This is a genomic window from Winogradskyella forsetii, from assembly GCF_013394595.1.
In the GTDB taxonomy this organism is placed as follows: domain Bacteria; phylum Bacteroidota; class Bacteroidia; order Flavobacteriales; family Flavobacteriaceae; genus Winogradskyella; species Winogradskyella forsetii.
Genome location: NZ_CP053348.1, coordinates 2,530,220 through 2,556,407, shown reverse-complemented (window position 1 = coordinate 2,556,407; position 26,188 = coordinate 2,530,220). Strand labels below are relative to the sequence as shown.

Annotated in this window: 22 protein-coding genes and 1 other RNA gene; 14 read left to right on the top strand and 9 right to left on the bottom strand. The window is 33.9% G+C overall.

What is annotated here, in order from left to right:
* Positions 1–135 precede the first annotated feature (135 nt).
* Together HM987_RS11055 and HM987_RS11050 are read right to left on the bottom strand one after the other, a co-directional pair.
* Positions 136–2,604, bottom strand: coding sequence for a TonB-dependent receptor (locus HM987_RS11055; protein WP_179008022.1), 2,469 nt, complete (start codon positions 2,602–2,604; stop codon positions 136–138).
* A 244-nt stretch (positions 2,605–2,848) separates the two neighbouring features.
* On the bottom strand, positions 2,849–4,537 hold the full coding sequence (locus HM987_RS11050; RefSeq protein WP_179008019.1) for a M23 family metallopeptidase: 1,689 nt from the start codon (positions 4,535–4,537) through the stop codon (positions 2,849–2,851).
* 454 nt (positions 4,538–4,991) lie between these two features.
* Between HM987_RS11050 and HM987_RS11045 the strand changes: the two genes are divergently transcribed.
* From HM987_RS11045 to HM987_RS11020, 6 genes are all read left to right on the top strand, one after another.
* Entirely contained in the window at positions 4,992–5,282 is a 291-nt protein-coding gene (locus HM987_RS11045) for a hypothetical protein (protein WP_179008017.1), read from the top strand.
* A 21-nt stretch (positions 5,283–5,303) separates the two neighbouring features.
* A complete protein-coding gene (locus tag HM987_RS11040; protein WP_179008015.1) occupies positions 5,304–5,591 on the top strand; it encodes a cell division protein ZapA in 288 nt (95 codons plus the stop codon).
* A gap of 57 nt (positions 5,592–5,648) precedes the next feature.
* Positions 5,649–5,795: non-coding RNA, 6S RNA (gene ssrS / locus HM987_RS11035), on the top strand.
* Between the two features lie 140 nt (positions 5,796–5,935).
* Complete coding sequence (gene rny / locus HM987_RS11030) at positions 5,936–7,513, top strand: ribonuclease Y (protein ID WP_179008013.1); 1,578 nt, start codon at positions 5,936–5,938, stop codon at positions 7,511–7,513.
* Positions 7,514–7,699: 186 nt separating this feature from the next.
* Positions 7,700–9,373 (top strand): C1 family peptidase, encoded by a 1,674-nt coding sequence (locus HM987_RS11025; protein WP_179008011.1) that lies wholly within the window; start codon positions 7,700–7,702, stop codon positions 9,371–9,373.
* Between the two features lie 87 nt (positions 9,374–9,460).
* A complete protein-coding gene (locus tag HM987_RS11020; protein ID WP_179008009.1) occupies positions 9,461–10,345 on the top strand; it encodes a pentapeptide repeat-containing protein in 885 nt (294 codons plus the stop codon).
* A gap of 52 nt (positions 10,346–10,397) precedes the next feature.
* Here the strand turns inward: HM987_RS11020 and HM987_RS11015 are convergent, their stop codons facing one another.
* Complete coding sequence (locus HM987_RS11015) at positions 10,398–11,582, bottom strand: PAS domain-containing sensor histidine kinase (protein WP_179008007.1); 1,185 nt, start codon at positions 11,580–11,582, stop codon at positions 10,398–10,400.
* Between the two features lie 69 nt (positions 11,583–11,651).
* Positions 11,652–12,560 (bottom strand): site-specific tyrosine recombinase/integron integrase, encoded by a 909-nt coding sequence (gene xerA / locus HM987_RS11010; protein WP_179010013.1) that lies wholly within the window; start codon positions 12,558–12,560, stop codon positions 11,652–11,654.
* Positions 12,561–12,778: 218 nt separating this feature from the next.
* Here xerA and HM987_RS11005 point away from each other — a divergent pair, with 218 nt between their 5' ends.
* From HM987_RS11005 to HM987_RS10990, 4 genes are all read left to right on the top strand, one after another.
* Positions 12,779–13,288, top strand: a complete 510-nt coding sequence (locus tag HM987_RS11005) for an outer membrane beta-barrel protein (protein ID WP_179008005.1) — start codon at positions 12,779–12,781, stop codon at positions 13,286–13,288.
* A gap of 167 nt (positions 13,289–13,455) precedes the next feature.
* Positions 13,456–14,076, top strand: coding sequence for an outer membrane beta-barrel protein (locus HM987_RS11000; protein WP_179008003.1), 621 nt, complete (start codon positions 13,456–13,458; stop codon positions 14,074–14,076).
* A gap of 172 nt (positions 14,077–14,248) precedes the next feature.
* Positions 14,249–14,671, top strand: a complete 423-nt coding sequence (gene aroQ, locus HM987_RS10995) for a type II 3-dehydroquinate dehydratase (protein ID WP_179008001.1) — start codon at positions 14,249–14,251, stop codon at positions 14,669–14,671.
* Positions 14,672–14,673: 2 nt separating this feature from the next.
* Positions 14,674–15,150, top strand: coding sequence for an outer membrane beta-barrel protein (locus HM987_RS10990; protein WP_179007999.1), 477 nt, complete (start codon positions 14,674–14,676; stop codon positions 15,148–15,150).
* Between the two features lie 112 nt (positions 15,151–15,262).
* Here HM987_RS10990 and lpdA read toward each other — a convergent pair whose 3' ends face one another.
* The gene (lpdA, locus tag HM987_RS10985) at positions 15,263–16,639 is read right to left on the bottom strand and encodes a dihydrolipoyl dehydrogenase (protein WP_178987961.1); all 1,377 of its coding nucleotides are present in this window, start codon (positions 16,637–16,639) and stop codon (positions 15,263–15,265) included.
* A gap of 330 nt (positions 16,640–16,969) precedes the next feature.
* Between lpdA and HM987_RS10980 the strand changes: the two genes are divergently transcribed.
* Complete coding sequence (locus HM987_RS10980; RefSeq protein ID WP_179007997.1) at positions 16,970–17,542, top strand: hypothetical protein; 573 nt, start codon at positions 16,970–16,972, stop codon at positions 17,540–17,542.
* A 62-nt stretch (positions 17,543–17,604) separates the two neighbouring features.
* Here the strand turns inward: HM987_RS10980 and HM987_RS10975 are convergent, their stop codons facing one another.
* The 3 genes from HM987_RS10975 to msrB all read right to left on the bottom strand — a co-directional run bounded on the left by HM987_RS10975 (position 17,605) and on the right by msrB (position 19,017).
* Complete coding sequence (locus tag HM987_RS10975) at positions 17,605–18,177, bottom strand: DinB family protein (RefSeq protein WP_229724385.1); 573 nt, start codon at positions 18,175–18,177, stop codon at positions 17,605–17,607.
* 2 nt (positions 18,178–18,179) lie between these two features.
* A complete protein-coding gene (locus HM987_RS10970) occupies positions 18,180–18,437 on the bottom strand; it encodes a hypothetical protein (RefSeq protein WP_179007995.1) in 258 nt (85 codons plus the stop codon).
* Between the two features lie 94 nt (positions 18,438–18,531).
* Positions 18,532–19,017, bottom strand: a complete 486-nt coding sequence (gene msrB / locus HM987_RS10965; RefSeq protein ID WP_179007993.1) for a peptide-methionine (R)-S-oxide reductase MsrB — start codon at positions 19,015–19,017, stop codon at positions 18,532–18,534.
* Between the two features lie 240 nt (positions 19,018–19,257).
* Between msrB and glgA the strand changes: the two genes are divergently transcribed.
* Positions 19,258–20,469 carry a glycogen synthase gene (gene glgA, locus HM987_RS10960; RefSeq protein ID WP_179007991.1) on the top strand — a complete coding sequence of 404 codons (1,212 nt, stop codon included), beginning with the start codon at positions 19,258–19,260 and terminating at the stop codon, positions 20,467–20,469.
* Complete coding sequence (locus tag HM987_RS10955; RefSeq protein ID WP_178987966.1) at positions 20,466–21,731, top strand: glucose-1-phosphate adenylyltransferase; 1,266 nt, start codon at positions 20,466–20,468, stop codon at positions 21,729–21,731. Before glgA ends, HM987_RS10955 begins: the two co-directional genes overlap by 4 nt.
* An 84-nt stretch (positions 21,732–21,815) precedes the next feature.
* On the opposite strand, the gene HM987_RS10950 is transcribed toward HM987_RS10955, so the two are convergent.
* Positions 21,816–24,002 (bottom strand): bifunctional alpha,alpha-trehalose-phosphate synthase (UDP-forming)/trehalose-phosphatase, encoded by a 2,187-nt coding sequence (locus HM987_RS10950; RefSeq protein ID WP_179007989.1) that lies wholly within the window; start codon positions 24,000–24,002, stop codon positions 21,816–21,818.
* 271 nt (positions 24,003–24,273) lie between these two features.
* On the opposite strand from HM987_RS10950, the gene HM987_RS10945 reads away from it, so the two are divergent.
* Positions 24,274–26,073 (top strand): glycoside hydrolase family 15 protein, encoded by a 1,800-nt coding sequence (locus HM987_RS10945; RefSeq protein WP_179007987.1) that lies wholly within the window; start codon positions 24,274–24,276, stop codon positions 26,071–26,073.
* Positions 26,074–26,188: the final 115 nt, after the last annotated feature.

Below are 26,188 nucleotides of genomic sequence, written 5' to 3'. Positions count from 1 at the left end.
TTTAGTAGGGTAACTAAAAGTGAATTAGTGATTTACAAACTTAACGAAATTGTAATGCATGGAGTGTTCGATAATCGTCGAAATTGGTAGTTCCACTAAAAAACCATCAAACTATATTCAAATTCGTAAGAAAATTTAGAATCTAGCAGACAATCGTACATTAAAAACACGAGGTGTTAAATAATTGGGAATGGCATATTGGGCTTTGGAATAAACATCCCTTACCCAAGTATTGGTAATGGAATTCTGGTTGTTGAACATGTTATAGATTTCAAAACCAATGGAGAGTTCCTTAACCGTTTTTTTCCATTTGGCATCATAAGTTTTTTCCGGGTTGACCAATTGGTAGGATATCCCTAAATCAGCACGTCGATAATCGCGTAAGCGGAGTTGATAAACGTAAGGGTCTGCATAACTAGGCGAACCACCAGGAACTCCTGTGTTGTAAACCAAATTTAAATACATTTTTAAGTCTGGCATATTCGGTACATAATCCTGAAACAAAGCACCGAATTTTAACCGTTGGTCGGTCGGTCTGGCAATATACCCACGATTGTCAATGTTTTCTTCAGTTTTCAAATATCCAAAACTAAACCAGGATTCTGTGCCAGGCACAAACTCGCCATTCAGTCTTAAGTCCAGACCATAAGCGTAAGCTTTGGCATTATTGTCAGCGCTGTAACGAATTCTTACGTTTTCCAGTGTATAAGGATTCACGTCCGTCATCCCTTTATAATAAGCTTCAGTAACCAATTTAAAAGGTCTTTCCCAAATTTCAAAACTGTATTCGTTTCCTAAAACGATATGAAACGATTGTTGTGCTTTTACGTTAGGTTGCACTGTACCGGAAGAATCTCTCAACTCCCTGTAAAAAGGTGGTTGGTAATATAAGCCACCTGCGATTCTAAAAAGCATGTCTTTTTCCCAATCTGGTTTTATGGCAAATTGAGCTCTTGGACTAATCACAGATTGTGTTTTAGGGTCTGAAATTCCATCGCCACTCACATTCCAAGTATGTGTTCTTACACCGGCATTGAAAAATGCTTCGTGTCCATTCCAATCCGTTTGTTTACTGTATTGTGCAAAAGCTTGAAGTCTGTTTATCTGTATATAATTTAAGGCTCTTATGTTTTCAAACGCCGTTAATGGCCCTGTAAACGGTTCGTAAGGTTGCGGATTAGGTTCACTAAATCGAGGCGGTCTAATTGAGAATCCTGCGGAATCAATGACTTCGTATTCTACCAAACGGTCTCTAATATCTTCGTGAGTATATTTTACAGACCACTCAATAGTACTTTCGTCATCAACTTTGTAGTCGCCTCGATGCTCTGCATTGACAATAAATGCATCCAAATCATTACGAGCGTGAGTGAGTTGGGAGCCAATACCTTCACTAAACTCCACTTCCCCTAAATTTTCATCTCCAATATTGGTATTGACTTCGCCTAATCGATATTGTGCCAATATGTCGAAATATTCTTGTTCCGTTGTGTGGTAAGCCGAAGCAATAAGTTTTAAGGTTAAATCATCTGAAGCAAAATAATTGGCCTTAAAAGCTCCGAAATAGGTTTGGTATTGGTCATTTTCCTGACCGTCATAAAACACCAAAAGTGCCACAGGATTCTCTAAAGTCCCGAAATTGGTCTGTCTGTTCTCAGGTTGGAAATTGTATTTGTTTAAGGATATATTCCCTAAAAAATTCAAATGGAACTTACTCGAAAAACGATAAGTCAAATAGGTTTGTGCATCAGCAAAAACAGGTTCTACATTGCCTTCGGTTTCAAGACTATTCAACAATAAACTATTATCTCTATAACGTACGCCTGCAATCCCTGAAAATTTTCCATCTTTTGAAACGGTTTCGGCAGTAACGCTTCCGCCCAACAAACTTAAATCGGCTCTAATGCCGAAGTCCACAGGATTTCGATACGTTATATCTAAAACCGATGATAATTTATCGCCATATTTCGCCTGAAAACCGCCAGCAGAAAAATCGACATTATGTACCATATCTGTATTCACAAAACTCAAACCTTCTTGGTTTCCAGAACGAATTAAAAATGGTCTATACACTTCAATTTCGTTCACATAAACTAGGTTTTCATCAAAATTTCCACCTCTTACGGAATATTGGGTACTTAATTCATTCGAAATGTTAACACCTGGTAAGGTTTTTAAGATGTTTTCAACACCAGGTTGGGCGCCTTTTATAGTTCTTAAAGTTGACGGATCAATGGATACGACGCCTTCAACATTTAATCTCGTATTCGTATTAATGACAACGGTTGCTATTTGCTCTATTTCAACAAGCATCACAGGATTGTATTCAATTTCCTGCCCATTTTTTAAATTAAATTTCTGCTCTACCCGTTTGTGCGAAACATGAGTGAACTCAACTGTTACTTCAACATCAAAAGGCACTTTAAGTTCGTAAAATCCATTGCTATTGGTTGCTGTACCTTCGCCTGTATTAGCCTTAATATTAACGCCTTCAATCGGCATATTGGCTTCGTCTAAAATAACACCTCTAATGGTAGCAGATTGTGAAAAAGAAAGCAGACTAAAAAGTAAGCTCAGTAGGATAGTAAAATGTAAGCGTTTCAAATAATTTAGTTTTTCTTAGTTCAGTTAACGTGAAATTTAGATTCTTATTTTCAAAAAACACCACTAAAGTCCCATCAAGGGGACAATTTAACGAAGTGATTTTGAGCATAGAATTACCACATTATTTCTGAGACAAAATATAGATACCTCCTAGTTTGCTAATTTTATACTTTAAATTTTTCAGCATCTATAAGCGTCTATGTTCTTGGTTCTAGAAGCATAAGCGGTCTTGATTCTTAATTTCCTATTTTCTAAAAAATGTTGCTTCAAATGTAGAACTATTTCCAACATTATCCGTAACAATTATTTTTAATTCGTTCTTGGTATCTTTAACGATGTTATCATTAAAATCATGTGTTAAGGTATTGGTTTTATAATCGTATTCCATTAAAATCCATTTACCGTTCACAGTGGCCCTATATTTACTTATTCCAGAAAGGTCGTCATCAATCTTTACTTTTAAGTAACGATATTTACTAATCCATTTTTTATCTTGAAAGTTAATAGGCTTTATAGTTGGTGGTACGGTATCTGTAGCAAGTGCAAAGGTTCCCAAAGATTTGGTCCTAGCTGTTAATATATTGCCTTTACGTGAGCTAGATACATAATACGGTTTCCAATAATTGCCATAATATCTGGCAACAAATAATTTTTCTTGATGCTCGCTTTTATAGTTGCTTAAATCGTAATTGATATAAAAATTCTTTTGCATAGGAATTCTATCTTCGTCTAGAAATAGGGTATCAGAATTCACCCTAAAATTTATATAGGTATCATCGTACAACGTATTTTCATAGAATTTTACATTTATAAGTCCAGAATTTAAAGTCGTTGCTTTACTACTGTAGACCAAAGTTTTTTCAGAAGTATCTATGAAATCGTCTTGCTCTATAGTTTCAGGTTTTCCCTCTATAGGAATGGTAACCCAAGTCTCATTTTTATGGTAATCATTTATTTTTATTTTATAAACGGAAGCTGTACTGTCTTCCACTAGAACAAAACCATTGTCATAAGCATCTTTATAAAGGCTTAAAGGATTGTTCTGTTCAATGAATAACTTTTGAATTTTGGATTTGTTACTTTTATAGTAGTCGTAATCCACGTAGCGTCTGATGTGCTTGGTCTCATCAAAACTAAAGCGTTTAAAATCGACTTCGAGACTTTTATTGCCATTAAAAAAGGTCTGAATGTTACTGACGCCATTATTATTTGGAGCTAAATCTTGCTTGTCATTAGATACCACTCCAAAACCGATATTGCCATAAGCTGTTATTTTTTCAACTTCATAGGCGCCTTCATCTTTTGGAATTAGGCGTAACTCAACACGTTCATTTTTACCGTTAATTGTTGAAGTTGCATCTTTTGGATAGGCAAAAACGGCAGAAACATAAGGTGCTTTGGTGTCTTTGACTTGCATACCAAAAAGTAATGGGTTCATTGGTCGTTCTTGATTATCCCTAATTTCAAAATGCAAATGCGGTCCGCCAGAGCTTCCTGTATTACCTGAATAGGCAATTACTTCGTTGGGGTCTACCAAGAGTTCTTCGGAACTAGGAAAAACTTCAACTTCAAAACTTTCCTTTTCATATTGACACTCCCTAATAAAATCTTCTAAACGTTTGGAAAACTTTTGAAGATGACCATAAACCGTTGTGTATCCATTGGGATGTGTAATATAGAGCGCCTTTCCGTAACCAAATTCTGAAATTTTGATTCTACTCACATAACCTTCAGCAGCCGCATAAACTTTTAATCCTTCCCTTTGCTGCGTCTTAATATCCAATCCACCATGGAAATGTGTGGAACGCAATTCAGCAAACGAACCAGCAAGCACCAATGGAATATCTAATGGATGCCTAAAATAATCCTGAGGATATTCCGATTGTCCATAAACAGCGCATGTGAGAAGAAAGAAGAGAAAAAATTGTTTCATATAATAAGCTAAAATATAAATTCGATATCGATTTGCAAATGTAATGAGTTTATAAATTTTGATGGACTAGTCTTACAATTTATATAAGGTGAAATAAATCATTTTCTATTCTTATGACAAACGATTAAAGCGCTTTAAATCAGTAAATTAAATTTTAAATATAAATGAAAATATTGATTTTCAGCATATTAAAGTAACAATTTTAATAGGTATAACTTTGATTTAGAATTTTTACTATGACTAAATAGTTAATACAAACGTAAAAAGATGAACAAGAGTGCCTTATCGCTTTAAACTGAAAGCGTTGGATGTTGAAAGCATAAAATTTGTTCTGTTATAATTATGGACAACTTAGTAACCTATTCATCTTTTAAAATTTAAAAAATAATCATAAAAGAATTGTGTTTTGTCGTTAGGTATGTTAACTTTGTTTCAATAGTATTGAATTGCTTTAATGAGTAAAATAGAAGACATTGTTGATGCGTTAGAGAATAAAATCAGTAAGATTTTACATAAGCAAGAGGTTTTAAAACAGACCAACGCTAAACTCTCGGACCAATTAGAACAACAACAACAAAAACTTCTGGAGCAACAAGATGAGATTGCTGGTTGGATCGAAAAACATGATACGCTCAAAATGGCAAATTCAATGCTTGGTAGTGACGAAAATAAACGAGAAACAAAGCTCAAAATAAATGCACTTATTAGGGATATTGACCATTGTATTGGGCAACTGTCAGAATAAAGTTGTAAATTTAGACGTTATATGTCAGAACAATTAAAAATTAAACTTTCTATAGCTAATAGAGTTTATCCTTTGACGATAAACCCAGGCCAAGAAGAAGGTTTACGTAAAGCCACAAAAAAAATTGAGGCTATGATTGGACAATTTGAGCAGAATTACTCTGTAAGGGATAAGCAAGATGTTTTAGCCATGTGTGCTTTGCAGTTTGCAGCTCAAGTAGAGCAAAAATCAATAGATAAAGAGTATGTGAATGAAGAAGTTCAGGAAAAGTTAGAAGCTTTAAATGAGTTGCTGCAAGCACATATTTAACTCGTACGTTCTTTAAAATAAAAGGTTACTGCCTACATTAGTTACATTTTTTGATAAACTCAACGATCAATTCTTTAAAAAGGGTGAGTTTAAGTTGTAAAATCGTGCCGCTAGTGCTTTATGCTGAATTTATTTCAGTCTCTAAAGTATCTCAGGCGGATTTTTGATCAGCTTGTTAGCCCTAAACTTGTTTTTAAGGAGTTTATACAAAACCGATAACTGATGTAGGCTTTTTTTTTATAGCAACTTTAGTTTTGGTAAAAACTAATTAGTTGAGCTTATTCCAACTTTTTGTTGGAAACTTTAAAATGTTTTACCTAACACCAATAAACTAAACAATAAATATGGACACTAACACAATTATGTATATAGTTGGAGGCCTAATACTAGGCGTAATAATAGGATTTGTAATCGCTAAATCTTTAGAAAAGGGAAAGGCTTCTAAATTAATTGCAAATGCAGAAAACGAATCCAAATCAATTATAAAACAAGCAAAGGCAGATGGCGAGTCCATCAAAAAAGATAAAATGCTTCAGGCAAAGGAGAAATTTATTGAGCTTAAATCTGAGCACGAAAAAGTGATTTTGTCTCGGGACAAAAAAATGGCAGAAGCCGAAAAACGCATTAGGGACAAAGAATCGCAAGTTTCCACTGAGCTTAATAAGACGAAAAAATCCAATCAATCCTTAGAATCTAAAATAAAAGATTATGATTTTAGATTGGAACATCTTGAAAAGAAACAAGAAGAAGTAGAGAAAGCGCATAAAAGCCAAATAAAACAATTAGAGGTCATTTCGTCCTTGTCTGCTGAAGAAGCCAAAGAGCAATTAGTGGAATCGCTTAAAGAAGAAGCTAAAACGGATGCTCAAGTATTTATACAAGACCATTTGGAAGAAGCGAAATTAACAGCACAGCAAGAGGCTAAGAAAATTATAATCAATACCATTCAACGTATTGGTACAGAAGAAGCCGTCGATAACTGTGTGTCTGTTTTTAACATAGAATCTGATGACGTTAAAGGTAGAATAATCGGTAGGGAAGGAAGAAACATTAGAGCCATTGAAGCGGCAACAGGTGTTGAGATTATTGTTGATGACACACCAGAAGCCATTATCTTGTCTTGCTTTGATTCCGTTAGGCGTGAAATAGCACGTTTATCGTTACATAAATTGGTAACGGATGGAAGAATACATCCAGCACGTATCGAAGAGATTGTAAGAAAAACAGAGAAGCAGATTGAACAAGAAATTATCGAAGTTGGTAAGCGAACCGTTATCGATTTGGGAATCCATGGTTTACATCCTGAATTAATAAAGATGGTGGGTCGAATGAAATACCGTTCATCTTACGGACAGAACTTACTGCAACACTCGCGTGAAGTCGCAAAACTTTGTGGTGTAATGGCAGCGGAATTAGGCTTAAATCCTAAATTGGCTAAACGAGCAGGTTTATTGCATGATATCGGAAAAGTACCATCGTCTGAAACAGACGTAGAAACACCTCACGCTATTTTAGGAATGCAATGGGCAGAAAAGCATGGTGAAAAACCAGAAGTTTGTAATGCGATTGGAGCGCACCACGACGAAATTGAAATGACAACATTATTGTCACCAATAATCCAAGTGTGTGATGCTATTTCTGGTGCACGACCAGGCGCAAGACGACAAGTACTGGATTCTTACATACAACGTTTAAAGGATTTGGAAGATGTTGCCTTTGGTTTTGTAGGCGTAAAGAAAGCTTATGCCATACAAGCTGGTAGAGAATTGCGTGTTATTGTAGAAAGTGAAAAAGTAACGGATGACAGAGCAGCCAGCTTATCTTTTGAGATTTCGCAAAAAATTCAAACCGATATGACTTATCCTGGACAAGTAAAGGTTACGGTAATTAGAGAAACTAGAGCGGTTAATATTGCTAAATAAAATAACGAATATATATATCATAACTAAAATCCGGTTTTACACCGGATTTTTTTATGCCATTTTCTAACGATTACAAGGGTAGGATAAATAAAGTTAAATTTTTCTGAATTTTTATGATGACATATTTAATAGATGTCGATGTATGTGTAATACGAACCATTAAATCGAACTATTAAATCAATTATTATGAAAAAAATTAATTTCTTTTTATGCGCTATACTTGCATTACAACTATGTGTTTTTGTCAGCTGTGATAAAGACAGCGAACCTTTTGAGGAAGAAGAACAGCCACAAGGTGATTTCGCATTAGGGTGGAGTGGAGAAGATGATTTAGGCACCATTCCAACATCAACGAATTTTAGTTTTGGAAATTCCAACTTACCATCATCCGTAGATCTTGTTCCTAAATTTCCTCCGATAGGAAATCAAAATCCATATGGTACTTGTGTATCTTGGGCTGTGGGTTATAATTATAAAACGGCTTTAAATGGTATGAGCAATGGCTTGTCTACAGCACAATTGGCGTCAACATCCAATCAATTTAGTCCAAAGGATTTATTTACGGCCATTCCAGATAACCAAAAAGGTACAGATTGTAACGGAACAAATTTTACAGAAGCACTTACTTTACTTCAGAACAGAGGTGTCGCTACTGAACAAACCGTGCCTTATACAAATTTAGGAAACTGCTCTAGTTCTAATGTTCAATCGAGTTGGACAACGGAAGCCAATCAGAATAAAATACAATACTGGAGAAAAATAGATGCGAGCATTCAAAGCATTAAACAGAATCTGGCGAATAATATTCCTGTGATCCTTGGTGCAAAATTAGCAGATAACTTTATGAGTTGGAACAGTGATGTTGTGTTGTCATCAAGCACCTCTTATAACAATGTTGGACAGCATGCTTACCATGCCATGGTCATTGCTGGTTACGATGATTCAAAAGGTGCTAATGGTGCTTTTAGAGTTATTAATTCTTGGGGCGAAACATGGGGCGATTTCGGCTATATTTGGGTCGATTATAACTATATGATGAATGAATTTTGTACAAGTTATAACGGTGACAAACCTTTATTTATAGCTTCAGATCAAGAAGGTGGTGGTGAAAACAATCCGCCAGATGATGTCAATCCTGTAACAACAGGTGTTGATTTAGCACCATGGGTTTTTGCAGATTATTCAAATTATCAATTTAGTGGCGAACCAACCGAAAGAGTGATCGATTTTAATATCTACAATATCGGAAATCAAACTGCTTCTGCAAATGACGATTGGTCTATCTATTATATTTATTTTAATGCTTTTGACGCCAATGATTATGGTGTGATTTATTATGATGAATTCAATACATCTATAGCACAGAATACCTACGATTGTCCAACTGCTGATAATTGTGTCTTTAATCTTGATATTCCTTCAGGGAATAGTTTCACGCAGACGGCTTGGGGACTGGAAAGTCAAATCAGAACCTATTACATGCCAGAATTATCTGGGTATTATTATTTGGTTCTTATTGCTGATGCAGAAGACAAATTTAACGAACAAGATGAAATGAATAACCTGTTCTATACCACCTTAGATCCAAAGTATTTTGATTATGGATATAGTTCTAGGTCATCTTCTCAAGACGGTAACGAAGCCACTATTGATCAATTTAGTTTCACTAATAATCTAGAGCCAAACGTGCAGAATCTTAAGAGAAACGAGCGTCAAACTGCGGTTACGGACAACTTTAAGAATGCCTATACCCAAAAGGAGATCTTAGAGTTCATCAAAAAGGAAAAGCGAAATGGAAATATCGACAGTAAAATTGATGAGCATATCCAACTTACCAAGGATAAATACTACGGTAACTAAATTTAAATAATATAATGATGTTTCTAGCCTATGTTGGATATACTGCGCATAGGCTTTGAAACTTCATCTTAAAATAACGGTAAACACATGAAACATTTCATTTTAGCAATGGTTGCTTTGGTCCAATTATCTTGCGCAACCCAGAACTCTTCGACTAATGAAGACAATAGTATGAAAAAATTAATTAAAACAGATCAGCCAATTTACATTGAGAATAAGACGATCGATGAAGTTATTGATTTTACATCGTATTTAGATGCTCATCTCATCAGCGAAGGTGTTTACCAAGTTAATGTGAAATCGGGAATTACATTTAAAAAATGTGTTTTTAAAAAGCCTGTAAGTGCTTTTAGAAAAATGGAGGATGGAAGTGTTGTGTTAACGTCTTTTCAGGGTAATGTCACTTTTATAGACTGTTTTTTTGAAGAAGACGTTAATTTTAGAGGAAGTAGCATCTATGGAAGAACAGATTTTACAAACTCTACATTTGATAAGAGTGCTAATTTCGAAGAGTTACATTGTCATGAAAATGCTTTTTTCAATACATGTAAATTTGAAGGAGCTTTACGATTTCAGAACGCATTTTTTAATCAAAGAGTTAATTTTATGAATGCAGAGTTTTATGACATTGCAAGCTTTCAAAACAGTTTATTCAATTCTGAATTACAATTTAGTGCAGGCAAATTCTTCAAATATGCGGACTTTACTTTGATTGACTGCAGAGGGCGCGTGCTTTTTAACTATACTGAATTTAGGGATAAAGCAGATTTTAGTCATTCTATGTTTGCTCAGGATTTAGGTTTTATTAACACAAAGAACCATACGACTAATTTTGATAGCTGTAGATTTTTGGGAAAAGTTAGCTTTCATAATTTGGAAGTCGTATCCGCTTTAAGTCTAACGGATAGTTATTTCATGTTTGACATTCCTGAAATTAATATTCCTTCAGAAAAACTAATGAATTCAAAATAATAGGAGCTGATTTCTTTAAAGAAATGTACTGAGCCCAAAAAATAAAAACACTTTAAACGAGTGTTTTTTGTTTTTTAAAGGTCAATGAAAAAGTGGTGCCTTCGTTTAGCGCACTTTCCATTAGAATGACACCTTGTAGTGCTTCAACTTGCGTTTTTGTAATATAAAGCCCAATACCTCTAGAATCTTTTCGGTCAGTGCCATGAAAAGTTTGATACATTTCAAAGATCTGATGTTTATATTTATCCATATTAATACCAATACCGTTATCTGAAATGAGAATTTTCAGATTGTCTTTTGTATTTATAGATTGTATAATTATTTGAGATTTTTTGTTGGGATCTGAATATTTTATCCCGTTAGATATCAAATTATAAAAAATACTCTCTAAATAGGCACTATTGGTCATTAAGAATTCATTTTTTCTTAAAGCATTATAAATAGTAACGTCGCTCTTAATACTTTCAGTTTTTAAACTCTCTACTACTTTATAGACGCAGTCAAATAAATTAACACGCTCATTAAGTTGGTTGTTGTGCGCTTTGGATTTTATGCTGATAATATCGTCTAAATCTGCAATGGTTGATGTTAAAGATGTTGAAATAGACTGTAAATGTTGAATGAGTTCTTCCTTTTCGTTCTCGCAATTTGCTTCATCATAAAACTCTAAGATGTTTTTGAAGTTGCCAATATGGGTTTTTAAATTATGAGAAACAATATGGGTAAAACTATACAGTCTTTTATTCTGACTGGTGATTAGTTGAAGATTCTTATTGAGTTGGGCTTCTTTTTGTTTTAAATTGGTAATATCGGAATGCGTGCCAATGATAAGTGTTGGGTTGCCGTTAAGATCTTTTTCAATAATTTTCCCTTTATCTAAAATCCATTTGTAGCTACCATTTTTGCATAAAACCCGATACTCGTTCTCGTAAGAATCTATCCTGCCTTTTAGGAGCAATTTAAAATCTCTATAATGGCCTTCCTTGTCATCTGGATGCACTTTTTTATCCAAAAACTCTGACGTACTATTTAATTCACTTTCACAGTAACCAATAATTTGTTTTGATTCTTTTGAATAGAAGACTCTATTGCTTTCAATGCCCCAATTCCAAAGACCAACATTAGAAATTTCTAATGCAATTTTATAGTGTTCATTTTCAATTGATCGTTTTGAATAGTTTGTGTTTCGGTAAGTTTTTGATTTATATTTAGCTAGATTTAAAAAGTTGAGTTTCATTCTTTAATTCTTTATATGTAAGACACTTAAATGAAAAGAGGGTCACATTAAAATAGAATAAATATTGACTTATTTTCTAGGATGAAACTTATTCAATACCTCACTTAAATGAGAACGATCTACGTGCATATAGATTTCTGTAGTTGTTATACTTTCATGCCCAAGCATCATTTGTATGGCTCTAAGATCTGCACCATTTTCGAGTAGATGTGTCGCAAACGAATGTCTAAAGGTATGTGGTGACACTGTTTTCTTAAGCCCTGTTTTTTCGACTAAGGATTTTATAATGGTAAAAATCATGGCGCGTGTCAGTTTTTTACCTTTGTAATTTAAAAAAAGTACATCTTTAGAATTGGGCTGCACCTCTATATGATTTCTAATGGCAATCCAGATGTTTATGTAGTTTTGAGTCGATGTTCCTATGGGTACAAAACGCTGTTTGTCTCCTTTTCCGGTGACTTTTATAAAACCTTCTTCAAAAAACAAATCTGATATTTTTAGTTCTATAAGTTCACTCACACGCAAACCACAGCTATATAAGGTTTCTATAATGGCTCTGTTTCGCTCGCCAAGATTTACGCCGTTGTATTGGTAACTTAAATCAATAGCACTGATTAAGTTGTCTATATCTTTTATAGATAATGTATCTGGTAATTTTCTTCCTATTCTCGGAGATTCTATTAAATCCAACGGATTAGTGGTTCTGTAGTTTTCAAAAATGAGATAGTCGAAAAAATTTCGTAGTCCAGATATCAATCGCGCTTGCGATCTTGGATTAATGGATTTGGAAACTGAATAAATAAAATCTTTAACAACTGTATGGTCAATAGAAATAGGAGATACATTTATTTGATGTTCTTCAAGATAAAACATTAGTTTTTTGATATCATAGCTATAGTTAACGATGGAGTTTTTTGATAAACCACGTTCTATTTGAAGATAATGTTTATAATCGGCTATTGCTGGTGCCCATTTCATGGTTGAAAATAACGAATTGTTGGTTGAAACAAAGGTAGAAACATAATGCATTTCCTCTAGTATAAAGATATTATGTTAATAACTTAAATTTTAAAATACTGAAATACAGTTTTTTAAATTAAATTGTTTATAAAATTGTTAATAACTATGTAGGAAAATTTTATTATTTCAAAAAAAAGACTTTAGTTTGTATCAATCAATTTTAAAATTTAAATATTATGAAAAAATTATTATTATTTGCTGCTGTTGCAGTATTTGCTTTCACTAGTGTAGGAGCACAGGATTTTAATGTAGGCATTAGTGGTGCATTACCGTTGGGAGATTCTGGTGATTTTACATCTTTTGGTGTTAACTTAGATGCAAACTATTTGTGGGAAGTATCTGAAGAATTTAATGTAGGTGTCGCTTCTGGTTATCATCATTATTTCGGGGAAGATATTTCAAATTCATTTGGAGGAGCAACTATCACAGCAGAAGCTGAAGACTTTAGTTTTATCCCAATTGCAGGTGCTGCACGTTTTAGTATATCTGAAAAATTTACAGTAGGTGCTGATTTAGGGTATGCATTAGGGATTAGTCCTGATGGAAATGATGGTGGGTTTTATTATGCACCAAAAGTACAATACGGTGTAACCGAAATGATTGATATTGTTTTAGCCTATAAAGGAGTAAGTTTAGACGGTGGTTCTTTTGATGCCATTTCATTAGGAGTAGAGTTTGGTCTCTAAAACAGTAAAAATATAAATGAATTAAAGAGGCTGGTAGCCTCTTTTTTTTTGTTTAAAAACACATATCATCGTTAAATTACCAAAAACATTAACATATTTTCGATTTTTAGTTCAAGTCAAAACTCTACATTTGCCGACCAAATTAATTAAAAATGAAAACTCAAATTATGAAAAAATTATTATTTACAGCTGCAGTTGCAGTATTAGGATTTGCAAGTGTTAGTGCACAAGAAGAAGCTAAGACTTTTGGTTTTTCTGAAGGTGATATCTTTTTAGAAGGTATGATTGGTTTTAACAGTGAAAATGATAAAAACAATGAAGAAAAAACTTCTAGCTTTAATATCAGTCCAAAACTAGGCTATTTCATTAGCGAAGATTTAGCTATTGGAGGTGAATTATCTTTTATGTCTTCTAAAGAAGAATTTGCAGGAACTGATACTGCAGATAATTCTGGTTTTGGTGTTGGCGCTTTTGCTCGTTATTACTTTTTGGATTTAGGTGAGCGTTTTAAAACTTACACTGAGTTTGGTGTTGGTTATGCTAGCCAAAATGATAAACTAAACGATTTCAAAGTAAATGCTATCGGAGCTGGTTTAGATTTAGGTATCAACTATTTTGTAACTGAAAAGATCGCTTTATCTTTCGGTTTAAAGAATGTATTATCTTTCACCACTGCTAAGGCAGACGTTGACGGTGCAGAAGCTGTATCAGAATTCAACTTAGGTTTTGGTGATGTTGCTAATCCTTTTGGTGGTAACGCTGCTTTCGGAATCTTATTCAAGTTCTAAGAGATAATAAATATTACAAGCATAGAAAAGCCGAAGTAATTACTTCGGTTTTTTTTATGCCTATATTTTAATATATTTAATTCATGAACTAAGCAAAAGACAAAACGATTATATTTATACCCATGTTCAATGAACGAATTGCATGTGGCAAAAAAATAACATAATCAGATACATGAAAAAATTAATCATCATCAACGGTCCTAATCTTAATTTGCTAGGAAAGCGCGAAACCAATATATATGGTAATTTAACTTTTACCGAATTTTACGATTCCATAGTTAAAAAATATCCAAATGTATCCCTTGAGCATTTTCAGTCTAATATCGAAGGTGAAATTATTGATAAAATCCAAGAAGTAGGATTCTCATATGATGGTGTTATTTTAAATGCTGCGGCTTACACACATACTTCTGTTGGCATTGGTGATGCGGTTAAAGCGATTACTACACCTGTTGTGGAAGTTCATATTTCCAATACCTTTTCAAGAGAAAAATTTAGGCATAAATCATTTATTTCTCCAAATGCTAAAGGTGTTATTTTAGGTTTTGGACTATTAAGTTATGAATTGGCAATTGAGAGTTTTATGAAAAATTGACCATGATGAAAAACTATTTAATACTAATATGCTTAATGTTTGGCGGAACATATTTGTCGGCACAAACTGAATTTGGAGTTAAGGGTGGACTTAATATTACTTTTTTTAAAGTTGATGAAGGCAAATTCGGAAATAATCCAGAAACTGAAATAGGTTATTATGGCGGAATTTTTGTGGATTTTAAAATTGATAACGGCTTTCATTTTCAACCAGAATTGTTGTACAAAGGCGTAGGGGACTATGAATTTATTAATGCGCCAATGTACTTAAAATATGATATTATTTATAATTTCCATATTCTTATTGGCCCAAGTTTAAATTATTTTCCCGATTTTTTAAATAGGAAATTTAAAGTGAGGGCAGATCTAAGTTTAGATTACGATTTTCTATCCAATCTTAGTGCGCATATGAAATACACAATTGGTTTTGAGGAACTTTCGCCAAATATTTTATTTTTAGGTTTGGCACTCAAATTGTAAAATTCAATACTACCCTTCAATAATAATTAGGGGTTAGAACTAAAATAAAAAAATTAAAAAATGCGATTCAATTCTGAATCGCATTTTGAATATTTTACTTCTAGCTTCTAGCTTAAAGATGTATAACCTCATCATAAGCCGCAGCAACAGCTTCCATTACCGCTTCACTCATAGTAGGATGTGGATGTACTGCTTTTAAGACTTCATGTCCAGTGGTTTCTAATTTTCGACCTAAAACAGCTTCGGCAATCATATCGGTAACACCAGCACCAATCATGTGGCAACCTAACCATTCGCCATATTTAGCGTCAAAAATCACTTTTACAAAACCGTCTTTTGCGCCACTAGCACTTGCTTTTCCAGATGCCGAAAACGGAAATTTACCAACTTTTATATCTAAACCTTTGGCTTTAGCCTGTTCTTCCGTTAAACCGACTGAAGCGATTTCCGGAGAACAATAGGTACAACCTGGAATGTTTCCATAATCCAAAGCTTCCACATGTTGACCTGCAATTTTCTCTACACAAAGAATTCCTTCAGCTGACGCCACGTGAGCTAAAGCTTGTCCAGGCGTAACATCTCCTATGGCATAATAACCAGGAATGTTGGTTTGGTAAAAATCGTTAACCAAAATTTTATCTCTGTCAACAGCAATACCAACATCTTCTAAGCCAATATTTTCGATATTAGATTTAATACCAACAGCAGATAATACAATATCGGCTTCTAGTATTTCTTCTCCTTTTTTAGTTTTTACCGTAGCTTTTACTCCTTTTCCAGAGGTGTCAACAGAAGTTACTTCTGCAGATGTCATGATTTTAATTCCAGATTTTTTAAAACTACGTTCTAATTGTTTAGACACTTCATCATCTTCAACAGGCACAATTTTGTCTAAGAACTCTACTATGGTAACTTCAGTTCCTAACGAATTATAGAAATAAGCAAATTCAACACCAATGGCTCCAGAACCCACAACAATCATTTTCTTCGGTTGCGTTTCTAAACTCATCGCTTTTCTGTAACCAATCACTTTTTTACCATCTTGCGGTAAACTCGGTAATTCACGTGAGCGTGCTCCTGTCGCTATTATAATATGGTCTGCTGAATATTCTTTGCCGTCAACATCAATTTTCTTACCGGTTTTCAATTTTCCGAAACCTTCAATGACATCGATTTTATTTTTCTTCATTAAAAACTTAACACCACCACTCATACCTTCTGCCACACCACGACTACGCTTTATAATCGCATCAAAATCATACTCTGGATCTTTCACTTTTAGCCCGTAATCTTCAGCATGTTTAAGGTATTCAAAAACTTGAGCAGATTTTAAAAGGGCTTTGGTTGGAATACAACCCCAATTTAAGCATACGCCACCAAGACTTTCCTTTTCTACAACAGCAGTTTTAAATCCTAATTGTGATGCTCTAATTGCAGTTACGTAGCCTCCAGGACCACTTCCTAATACTATAATATCGTATTTACTCATGAATAAGGTGTTTTTAGTTGAATTTTTGAAGTTACAAAAATATGAAATTCAATTCACATTAATGACCTTAGAAAAAGCAAATCTATAATTGGATTAGCGTAAAATGCATTTCTAAGTTTCAATTTGAAATTAAAACCAATGACTTCTGAAATATCAATTCCTACACTAGAATTCTATTTCCAATGCATCGCAATCATCTTAATCAGCAAATGAACAAATGTTAAATTTGATTGCGTCAAGAACAATGGTAATCTCATGGTATATTGTCATCATAGCAGGTTATATAAAAGTTATTAACCTTAACCAATTAAAAATCAAAAATATTTTATAATGAAAAAATTAGTATTAGTATTATTTGTGGCCTTACTTACTGTAGGTTGCAAAATGGATAAAGAAGAAGGTGGAGAATTACCAACTGTAGACGTAGACGTTGATGGAGACATGGGAGAACTTCCTGAATACGATGTAGAATGGGCAGATATAGATGTTGGAACCAAAACCAAAATGGTGGAGATTCCAAAAGTTGTAGTTGTGATGGAAGAAGAGGAAGTTGAAGTCCCTTATTTGGATTTTGATATGCCTGGCGAAGAAAAAATGGAAAGATCAATTACGGTAGAAGCTGAGATTTCCGGGAATGAGCATGATATCGAGATTCAGGAAATCAGAGCTAGTCAAAACAGATTGTATGTTATTTCCACACTAGAAGAGCTGGACACCGACTTAGATGGAAAAACAATGAGAATCCAAGATCAGGTTGAAATAAATGCGCCAGATCTTGATGTAAAACATATCATTGTAGGAAAAAAAGTGGATCGTGCATTTAACAATAATTACACTTATGTCGATACCATGAACGATCTTGACGATGCAGTTAAAAACGCAAATGTAGTTTACAAAAAGTAAACTCATTAAATCACAGAATATGAAAAAAAATCATTTGGCTATTGTCAAATGATCTTTTTTTTTTAAAAGTCATCGGTAAAGTGTTTTCGGCTTATGTCCTTTTCGAATTTAGCTTTATTGTAAATTTTGGATTGGCCTTTAGCGATGGATAGGCTTTCCCAATTGCTACCTTTAATCAATTTGCCAATAAGTACCATTTGACCAACGTGGTAGGCATAATGCATCATTTGTCTATGTATGGCTTCGGTTACTGAATGGCCTTGATTTCTAATGTAAATAACATTCTCTAAATCAGTTGAATTTAACGGTTTAATAGCGTTAAATAAGCAAATCCAACCTTTATTCCAAGCGTCTAACAAGTCATCTTTCGATTTGAAATTTTCAATAAATTCTTCATCACGTTGTCGCCATTCTTTTTCGCCATCTTCCGTTAAAAAATTAGTCCAGCGACTAAGCATGTTGCCTGCAATATGTTTTACTATTATCGCTATAGAATTGGAATCTTCAGCAAACTCCTTTTTTAACTCTTCAATCGTAAGTCGGTCAATGGTTTTATCGCCAAGGGATTTATAGTATTCAAATTGTTTAATTGCACTATTGAGGTAAGAATTATTCATACTACAAACAGGTCTCATTTTTATTCCGTTTTTGATTTGTTGTAAATTTTATGTTCTATATTTTTCTTCTTTAATATGGCATAGAATTTCCGAGGTGAGATTTTTAAATCTTTTGTAATTTCGCTCACTTTTTTATGCCCTTTTTTGTAGGGCTTTAAATTTTCATTTACTTTTTTATTGAAGTAAAAGTCCTGTAATCGTTCTACGACCTGTAATTCTGTAAGATTGGAAGAATTGACATAGTTTTCTATTTCCGATTTTATGTTATTCAAACTCATTTTCAGTAGTGTTTATGGAATTTCATTTATAAAGCCTCTTAAGCTATAAAAAATTAATGATAAAACCAAGTTGTCCTAACTTTGGGAAATTGTTCTACTCTTCACTTGGCACAAACTTCAAGGCCACACCATTAATACAATGGCGCTTTCCCGTGGTTTCCTTAGGCCCATCATTAAAAACATGACCTAAATGACCACCACAAGTTGCACAATGCTCTTCATCTCTGGTGTAACCAATTTTAGTATCAGTTCCATAGGCTACATTGCCCTCAATCTCTCGGTCAAAACTTGGCCAGCCTGTTCCAGAATCGAATTTATGTTCACTCTTAAATAAAGGCGTGTCACAAGCTGCACAATGGTAAACCCCTTTTTCGTAATTTTTATTTAATGGGCTGGAAAATGGCCGCTCTGTACCAGCTTCCCTCAGCACATAATATTCTTTATCGGTAAGTTCTGCTTTCCATTCCGCTTCCGTTTTAGTGATTTCAAAAGTTTCTTTCTGTTGATCCTCTTTTTTTTGTGCAGACGAATTGCAACTTATTAGGAAAAAAATCGTAAGCATCGGAATTAATTTTTTCATAGTATTTTTTTAAGTTATTGTCTTAATTTTTTAAATTATTTATTATATTTTATGTGTATGACAATTAATTTCCTTATGAAATTTGAAAAATTTAATGATAATATTTATTTTTAAGGAAATAAATTGACTTTTAAATTTACATTTTAATATTTAATCGTAAATTGATAGTCTAAACAAAAAAATGTTGTTTTAAACATTTAGTTAGTCTTAAAACCAACCAAAAACTTACATAAAATCTTAATGAAGGCACTTTTTTTTACACGAGAATTTCCACCTTATGTTTATGGTGGAGCAGGAGTACATGTTGAATATCTAGCAGGAGAACTGGCAAAATTAATGGAAGTTGAAGTGCGAGCCTTTGGAGATCAGGACAGTTCTAGTAAAAATTTGAGTGTAAAAGGGTTTCCTTATGAAAATTCAGATTTTGATCATGCCGATGACAAATTAAAAGCCATATTCAAAACATTAAGCACCGATTTGTTAATGAGTGCAGATCCCATTGACGCAGACATTGTACATTGCCACACTTGGTATTCACATTTCGCAGGTATTTTAGCGAAATTGTGTTATGGTGTCCCATTAGTGGTGACAACACATTCCTTAGAACCTTTACGTCCTTGGAAAAGAGAACAATTGGGAAGAGGTTATGACGCCTCGTCATGGATTGAAAAAACGGCCATTGAAATGGCAGATTGTTTAATTGCGGTATCGGAAGAAACGAAAGAAGACGTGATGAAGCATTTCGATGTCGATGAACATAAAGTGGAAGTTGTTTATAACGGTATAGATTTAGAGCAATATGTTGTGGTTGACGATACATCGGTTTTAGAGGAATACGGCATTGACAAAAACAAACCATATGTGCTGTTCGTTGGCAGGATTACACGCCAAAAAGGAATCATTCATCTGGTAAATGCCATAAAATATATTGATAAAGACACTCAGGTAATACTTTGTGCTGGTGCTCCAGATACACCAGAAATTGGTAAAGAAATGGAAGACGCCGTAAAAGAAGCGTCTAAAACTAGGGATAATATAGTGTGGATTGATAAAATGCTCGACAAAAAAGATGTCATCCAACTCTATTCTCATGCCGATGTATTTTGTTGTCCTTCTATTTATGAGCCGTTCGGAATTATAAACATTGAAGCCATGGCTTGTGAAACAGCAGTAGTAGCAAGTGCTGTTGGTGGCATAAAAGAGGTAGTGGTTGAAGGAGAAACCGGATTATTGATTGCATTAGAACAACAAAAATCCGCACCCTTCGAGCCTGTAAACGCAGATCAGTTTTCAAAGGATTTAGCAGCAGGAATTAACAAAGTCATTAACGATAAGGAATTACAACATAGAATGGCAAAAAACGGTCGAAAACGCGTCGAAGACTATTTCGATTGGAGAGCCATTGCAAAACAAACAGAAGCTATATATAAATCTTTAATAGATAAAAAATGATAAACGACAAAGTCTTAAGTATAATTCTTGGAGGTGGTCAAGGTTCAAGATTATACCCACTTACCGAAAAACGATCAAAACCAGCCGTACCTATAGCAGGAAAATATCGATTAGTGGATATTCCAATTTCAAATTGTATCAATTCGGAAATAAAACGCATGTTCGTGTTGACGCAATTTAATTCGGCGTCCTTAAATAAACATATAAAAAACACCTATCACTTTAGTTTTTTTAGTTCTGCATTTGTGGATGTATTGGCTGCTGAACAAACTATTAGCAGTGGCGAATGGTTTCAAGGCACTGCTGATGCGGTGCGCCAAAGTATGCATCACTTTTTACAACATGATTTTGAATATGCCTTAATTCTATCTGGTGATCAGTTATACCAAATGGATTATAATGAAATGATTGATGCGCATATTGAAGCTAAAGCCGATATTTCAGTTGGAACATATCCTGTTAATGCCAAAGACGGAACGTCATTTGGTATTTTAAAAACAGACGATACCAATAAGATCACATCATTTACAGAAAAACCGTCACTGGAAGAAATAGTAAATTGGAAATCTGAGGTAAGCGATGAAATGAAACGAGATGGACGTGAATATTTAGGGTCCACAGGTATTTATATATTCAATAAGGATTTACTTGTAAAATTAATGGAAGATAAAAGTACGGTTGATTTTGGAAAGGAAATCATTCCTCAGAGTATCGATAAGTGCAAGGTGATGAGTTATCCATTTGAAGGCTATTGGACGGACATCGGAAATATAGATTCATTTTTTGAAGCTAACCTTGGCTTAACGGACGATATACCACAGTTTAATCTTTACGATTTGGATAATCGTGTGTATACAAATGCACGTATATTACCAACATCTAAAATCTCAGGAACGAATTTAAATAGAGCAGTCATTGCTGAAGGTTGCATTATTCATGCAGCAACTATTGAAAAATCCGTAATTGGTATTAGATCTAGGATCGGTAAGGAATCTACAATTATAAATACGTATATGATGGGAAGCGACCTATATGAATCTTTAGAGGATATTGAGTCTAAAAAGATTGAGGTGCTCATGGGAATTGGTGAACGTTGCTTTATTAAAAATGCTATAATTGACAAGAACTGTCGCATTGGTGATGACGTTAGAATAAATGGTGGAAAACATCTTGAAGATGCCGAAACAGATACATATGTTATCAAAGAAGGTATCGTTGTGGTAAAGAAAGATGCCACTATTCCTTCTGGTACTATTATTTAAAAATAGGAGAAAGTTTAATCGGTTATAATGAAATTTTATAGCTTTAATCAAAGACCAAAATGATTTCATTTTGGTCTTTGATTTTTAAATCAATTTTTGAAGTAAATTACGCACTTGCCCAGAATCTTTCACTTGATATTTGGCTTTGGTCTTTGTAAATCCAACTTTAATGGTATAAGCCGATTCAGGTGCTTCTTCGAACATGTATTCGTCAGTCCAATCATCACCAATTATGGTGATAAAGTCATAATCTTCTCCCATTAGCAAACGATTGACTACGCGTCCTTTATTCACATTACTGCTTTTTATCTCTATAACTTTATTGCCTTCTAAAATAGATAGGTCGTTATTAGATACCATGCTAGTAAGTACCGTATTTAGCTCTAAAGTCCGGATTTTGGCAAGTTCTGGGTCCGCAGTTCTGTAATGCCAAGCTAAAGAATACTTTTTTGTTTCTATAAAAGTTCCTGGAGTTCTATCTACAAAAGTTTCTAAAATTGGCTGTATGTTTTGCATCCAATCCGTTTTCAAACGCTCTAATTCAGTCCATTCAGAATTTTGATATATCCAAACACCGTGATCTGTAACTAAATTGTAGGGTTTATGCCCAAACCATCGCTGAAAAGTTTCTTTATCTCGGCCACTAATTAAAACTAAATTCGCTTTTTCATTAAGTTGATCTAAAAGATTATAGAGTTCCTCATCTGGTGCAGCGTCTTGTGGATTGTCTTTGAAGCCAACAAGCGTACCATCATAATCTAAAAGCAATAGTTTTTTATTTTTAGTTTTGAAATTCTCCAATAATTCGTTTTCGTAGTCAGTGGTTAGTTTCTTAGTAATAATATCACTTTTGGCGGCTTTGGTATTATCTAACGCTTTTAAGAATTCCGTAGCCCATTTTTCAACATCATAACGTTTTAGACGTTTTTGTAACCAATTTACTCGTGTTTCCTGTTCTTTTAATGGCATTGTTAACGCCGTATTTAGGGTCGCTGCAAAGTCTTCAAAACTATTAGGGTTAATTAACAGTGCTTCATTCATTTCTTTTGAAGCACCAGCCATTTCACTTAATATAAGTACACCATTCCCTTGGGTTCGTGTGGCGATATACTCTTTGGCGACTAAATTCATTCCATCTCTAATAGGTGTAATCAAAGCAACGTCTGATGATATATATAAGTCAATTAAGTTCTCAAAAGGCATTGATCTATAAAAATACCAAATAGGTGTCCAGCTTACGGTAGCGAATTTGCCATTAACCCTACCAACTAACTCATCCGTATCTCGTTTTAATTTTTGATATTGAGGAACATTGGTACGCGATGGAACAGCTAACATCACCAAGCGAACTTTTTCTTTGTATTGCGGATACATATCCAAAAAATATTCAAAGGCCTTTATCCTATTAGGAATTCCTTTAGTGTAGTCCATTCTGTCGATAGATAAAATCAATTTTTTATCATCTGTGAGATGTTCTTCTAAGCGCGTTCTTAGTTCTGATTTCTCATAAGAATCACTATGCTGTTTTAAAGCTGCATTGTAAAATTTTTCATAATCAATTCCCATAGGAAATGAATCTACCTTTACGATTCTATCGTGAAAATTTATGACATTAAAATTAACTTCTAATCGTAAAATACGCTTAACGGAGCTCAAAAAATGACGTTCGTAATCATAGGTGTGAAAACCTAATAGATCGGCTCCCAGCATTCCAGTTAAAATTTCCTCACGCCATGGAAAGGTTCTGAAAATTTCATAGGAAGGAAAGGGAATGTGTAAAAAGAATCCTATCGTTGTATTGGGTTTTTTATCTTTAATAAGTTGAGGGAGTAATAATAACTGGTAGTCATGTACCCAAACCGTATCACCATCATTCAAATTATCGACAACGACTTCAGCAAATTTTTCATTGACACGCTTGTAAGCCTCCCATTCATTTTGTTCAAAATCGGTGTATTCCATAAAATAATGGAACAAAGGCCAAAGGGCTCTATTACTAAAACCTTCATAGTATTCCTCTATATCTTCGCTAGTAAGTGGTACAGAAACACATTTTTCTTTTTGTATTTTGTGCTGTACTTCCTGAGATAATTCTGGGCTAAGTTCATTTTCTGGAATACCAGACCAGCCGACCCAAATTCCATTACCTTCAGAATGTACGGATTTCATACCAGTAGCTAAACCACCGACACTTGGTGTAACTTTGAAGGTTTTGTTATCGATTGAAACTTGAAGCGGTAAGCGATTTGATACAATAATTGTTTTATTCATAAGATAATTTGTGTTAACTGATAGAATTTTGTTAATTTAAAAAAAATATAGATTAACTGTTGTGCATTTTACTAGAATTTGTAACAGAAATGCCTAAAAGTTTAGCTTATTTACATTTCCCGAAGTATTGGAGCCAAAGTTTAAATCTTGACAGACAGAGATGTATCAAAAACCACTTCGTCATTACCTTTAGGTTTGGGGCAATATTTATGAAATGAATTAAAAGGTACAACACATTATAAAATCTTTCACATTAAAAATCAAATAGTTTATGGATAATTTAGATTATGGTATAATAGGTAATTGCAAAAGTGCTGCTTTAGTTTCAAAAAATGGATCAGTAGATTGGTGCTGTTTACCTCAATTTGATTCGCCATCGGTTTTTGGAAAGCTACTGGATGACAATATTGGTGGATCCTTTGGTTTTGAGGTAGATGACAGTTATCAAATAACCCAAAAATATATTGAGAATACCGTTATTTTGGTAACGAAGTTCAGTAACGGTCTGGATGTTTTTGAGGTAAGGGATTTTATGCCAAGATATTATAAGTCTGCGGGTTCTTATCATGCACCACCAGAGTTTATAAGATATATCAAGTATATATCTGGCAAGCCTACTGTAAAAGTCAATTACAATCCTAAACTAGAGTACGCAAAAGGTGAAACCAAAACTTATGTCAAGAATGATTTTATAGTGAGCTTAACCGATAATGAGCTTTTTGACACCTTATTTTTATATACAGATTTTAAAAAAGATAAAATTGTTAATGGTGAAGATTTGGAAATTAAGTCTGACCACTTCTTCTTAGTAGGTTATCATGAAAAGTTATTTGTACCAAGCCTTGAAACTGTTGTACTAGAATACGAGCGAACTAAAGTCTATTGGCTCAATTGGATGGAGCGTACAACCACATTTAAAAGTTATAATAAACAGATAGCAAGGAGTGCCATGACGCTCAAATTACTGAGTTACGATAAAACTGGAGCAGTTTTAGCAGCAATCACCACATCGCTACCAGAAACCATTGGAGAAGTCCGAAATTGGGATTATCGTTTTTGTTGGATCCGTGATGCCTCTATGGTCATTAAAGTAATATCAAGTTTAGGACATAAAAATATGGCGAAACGTTATCTCAAGTTTATCATCAATTTAATGCCAGATAAAGATGAGAAACTTCAAATAATGTATGGTATTAATGGTGAAAAGAAGTTAACTGAAGAGTTCTTAGAGCATCTTTCAGGTTATAAAGGTTCTAGTCCGGTACGAATAGGAAATGCCGCGTACAAGCAAAAGCAAAATGATATCTTCGGAATCTTGATGGATATGATTTATCAATTATTATTAAATTTCAATAACGACGTTGAAGATGGCGAATCCTTATGGAATATAACTAAAGGTATTGTATGGGTAGTAAATAAACATTGGCAAGAACCAGATAAAGGCATATGGGAATTTAGATCAGAAGATCAGCATTTCACCTTCTCAAAAGTGCTATGCTGGACAGCAGTTGACAAAGCCATAAAAGTAGCTAAGTTATTGGGGAAAACTACAAAATTGGCACGATGGCAGTTATTAGAAGAGGCCATTAAGGACGATATTATGGTAAATGCATGGAATGATAAGGCACAGGCATTTACGCAATCCTATGGTTCAGAAGACTTAGACGCTGCCGTTTTATTAATGGAATCCTATGGTTTCATAGACGCAAAACACCCAAAATATGTGAGTACCGTAAAAGCAATAGGTCGAGACTTATCCAATGATGGGTTGTTGTATCGTTATAAAAATAAAGATGATTTTGGATTGCCTTCATCTTCATTTACCATCTGCACGTTTTGGTATATCAATAGTCTATTCAAAATAGGAGAAGAAAAAAGTGCCGTCGAACAATTTGAAAAACTTTTATCCTACAGTAATCATTTAGGGCTATTTAGTGAAGATTTAGATTTTAAAACTAAACGTTTGTTAGGTAATTTTCCACAAGCTTATTCGCATTTAGCTTTAATTGAAACGGCGATTAACCTTTCTAAAATCACCAAAGATGAAAAAGTTAAGGGCTCTTTGTCCTAAAAAAAGTTGTCCTTCTTATCAAAGTAAAAAAATAAAGTGACTATTACTGTTTAATTCGTAATTACGCAGTACGAATTACACTAAATTTTACTAAATTCGACATTCTAAAGAAAAT

Excerpts from the sequence above, each read along its gene's own strand:
- HM987_RS11050 (WP_179008019.1), bottom strand. The coding sequence starts at position 4,537 with ATGAAACAATTTTTTCTCTTCTTTCTTCTCACATGCGCTGTTTATGGA.
- HM987_RS11045 (WP_179008017.1), top strand. The coding sequence starts at position 4,992 with ATGAGTAAAATAGAAGACATTGTTGATGCGTTAGAGAATAAAATCAGT.
- HM987_RS11040 (WP_179008015.1), top strand. The coding sequence starts at position 5,304 with ATGTCAGAACAATTAAAAATTAAACTTTCTATAGCTAATAGAGTTTAT.
- rny (WP_179008013.1), top strand. The coding sequence starts at position 5,936 with ATGGACACTAACACAATTATGTATATAGTTGGAGGCCTAATACTAGGC.
- HM987_RS11025 (WP_179008011.1), top strand. The coding sequence starts at position 7,700 with ATGAAAAAAATTAATTTCTTTTTATGCGCTATACTTGCATTACAACTA.
- HM987_RS11020 (WP_179008009.1), top strand. The coding sequence starts at position 9,461 with ATGAAACATTTCATTTTAGCAATGGTTGCTTTGGTCCAATTATCTTGC.
- HM987_RS11015 (WP_179008007.1), bottom strand. The coding sequence starts at position 11,582 with ATGAAACTCAACTTTTTAAATCTAGCTAAATATAAATCAAAAACTTAC.
- xerA (WP_179010013.1), bottom strand. The coding sequence starts at position 12,560 with ATGAAATGGGCACCAGCAATAGCCGATTATAAACATTATCTTCAAATA.
- HM987_RS11005 (WP_179008005.1), top strand. The coding sequence starts at position 12,779 with ATGAAAAAATTATTATTATTTGCTGCTGTTGCAGTATTTGCTTTCACT.
- HM987_RS11000 (WP_179008003.1), top strand. The coding sequence starts at position 13,456 with ATGAAAAAATTATTATTTACAGCTGCAGTTGCAGTATTAGGATTTGCA.
- aroQ (WP_179008001.1), top strand. The coding sequence starts at position 14,249 with ATGAAAAAATTAATCATCATCAACGGTCCTAATCTTAATTTGCTAGGA.
- HM987_RS10990 (WP_179007999.1), top strand. The coding sequence starts at position 14,674 with ATGATGAAAAACTATTTAATACTAATATGCTTAATGTTTGGCGGAACA.
- lpdA (WP_178987961.1), bottom strand. The coding sequence starts at position 16,639 with ATGAGTAAATACGATATTATAGTATTAGGAAGTGGTCCTGGAGGCTAC.
- HM987_RS10980 (WP_179007997.1), top strand. The coding sequence starts at position 16,970 with ATGAAAAAATTAGTATTAGTATTATTTGTGGCCTTACTTACTGTAGGT.
- HM987_RS10975 (WP_229724385.1), bottom strand. The coding sequence starts at position 18,177 with ATGAGACCTGTTTGTAGTATGAATAATTCTTACCTCAATAGTGCAATT.
- HM987_RS10970 (WP_179007995.1), bottom strand. The coding sequence starts at position 18,437 with ATGAGTTTGAATAACATAAAATCGGAAATAGAAAACTATGTCAATTCT.
- msrB (WP_179007993.1), bottom strand. The coding sequence starts at position 19,017 with ATGAAAAAATTAATTCCGATGCTTACGATTTTTTTCCTAATAAGTTGC.
- glgA (WP_179007991.1), top strand. The coding sequence starts at position 19,258 with ATGAAGGCACTTTTTTTTACACGAGAATTTCCACCTTATGTTTATGGT.
- HM987_RS10955 (WP_178987966.1), top strand. The coding sequence starts at position 20,466 with ATGATAAACGACAAAGTCTTAAGTATAATTCTTGGAGGTGGTCAAGGT.
- HM987_RS10950 (WP_179007989.1), bottom strand. The coding sequence starts at position 24,002 with ATGAATAAAACAATTATTGTATCAAATCGCTTACCGCTTCAAGTTTCA.
- HM987_RS10945 (WP_179007987.1), top strand. The coding sequence starts at position 24,274 with ATGGATAATTTAGATTATGGTATAATAGGTAATTGCAAAAGTGCTGCT.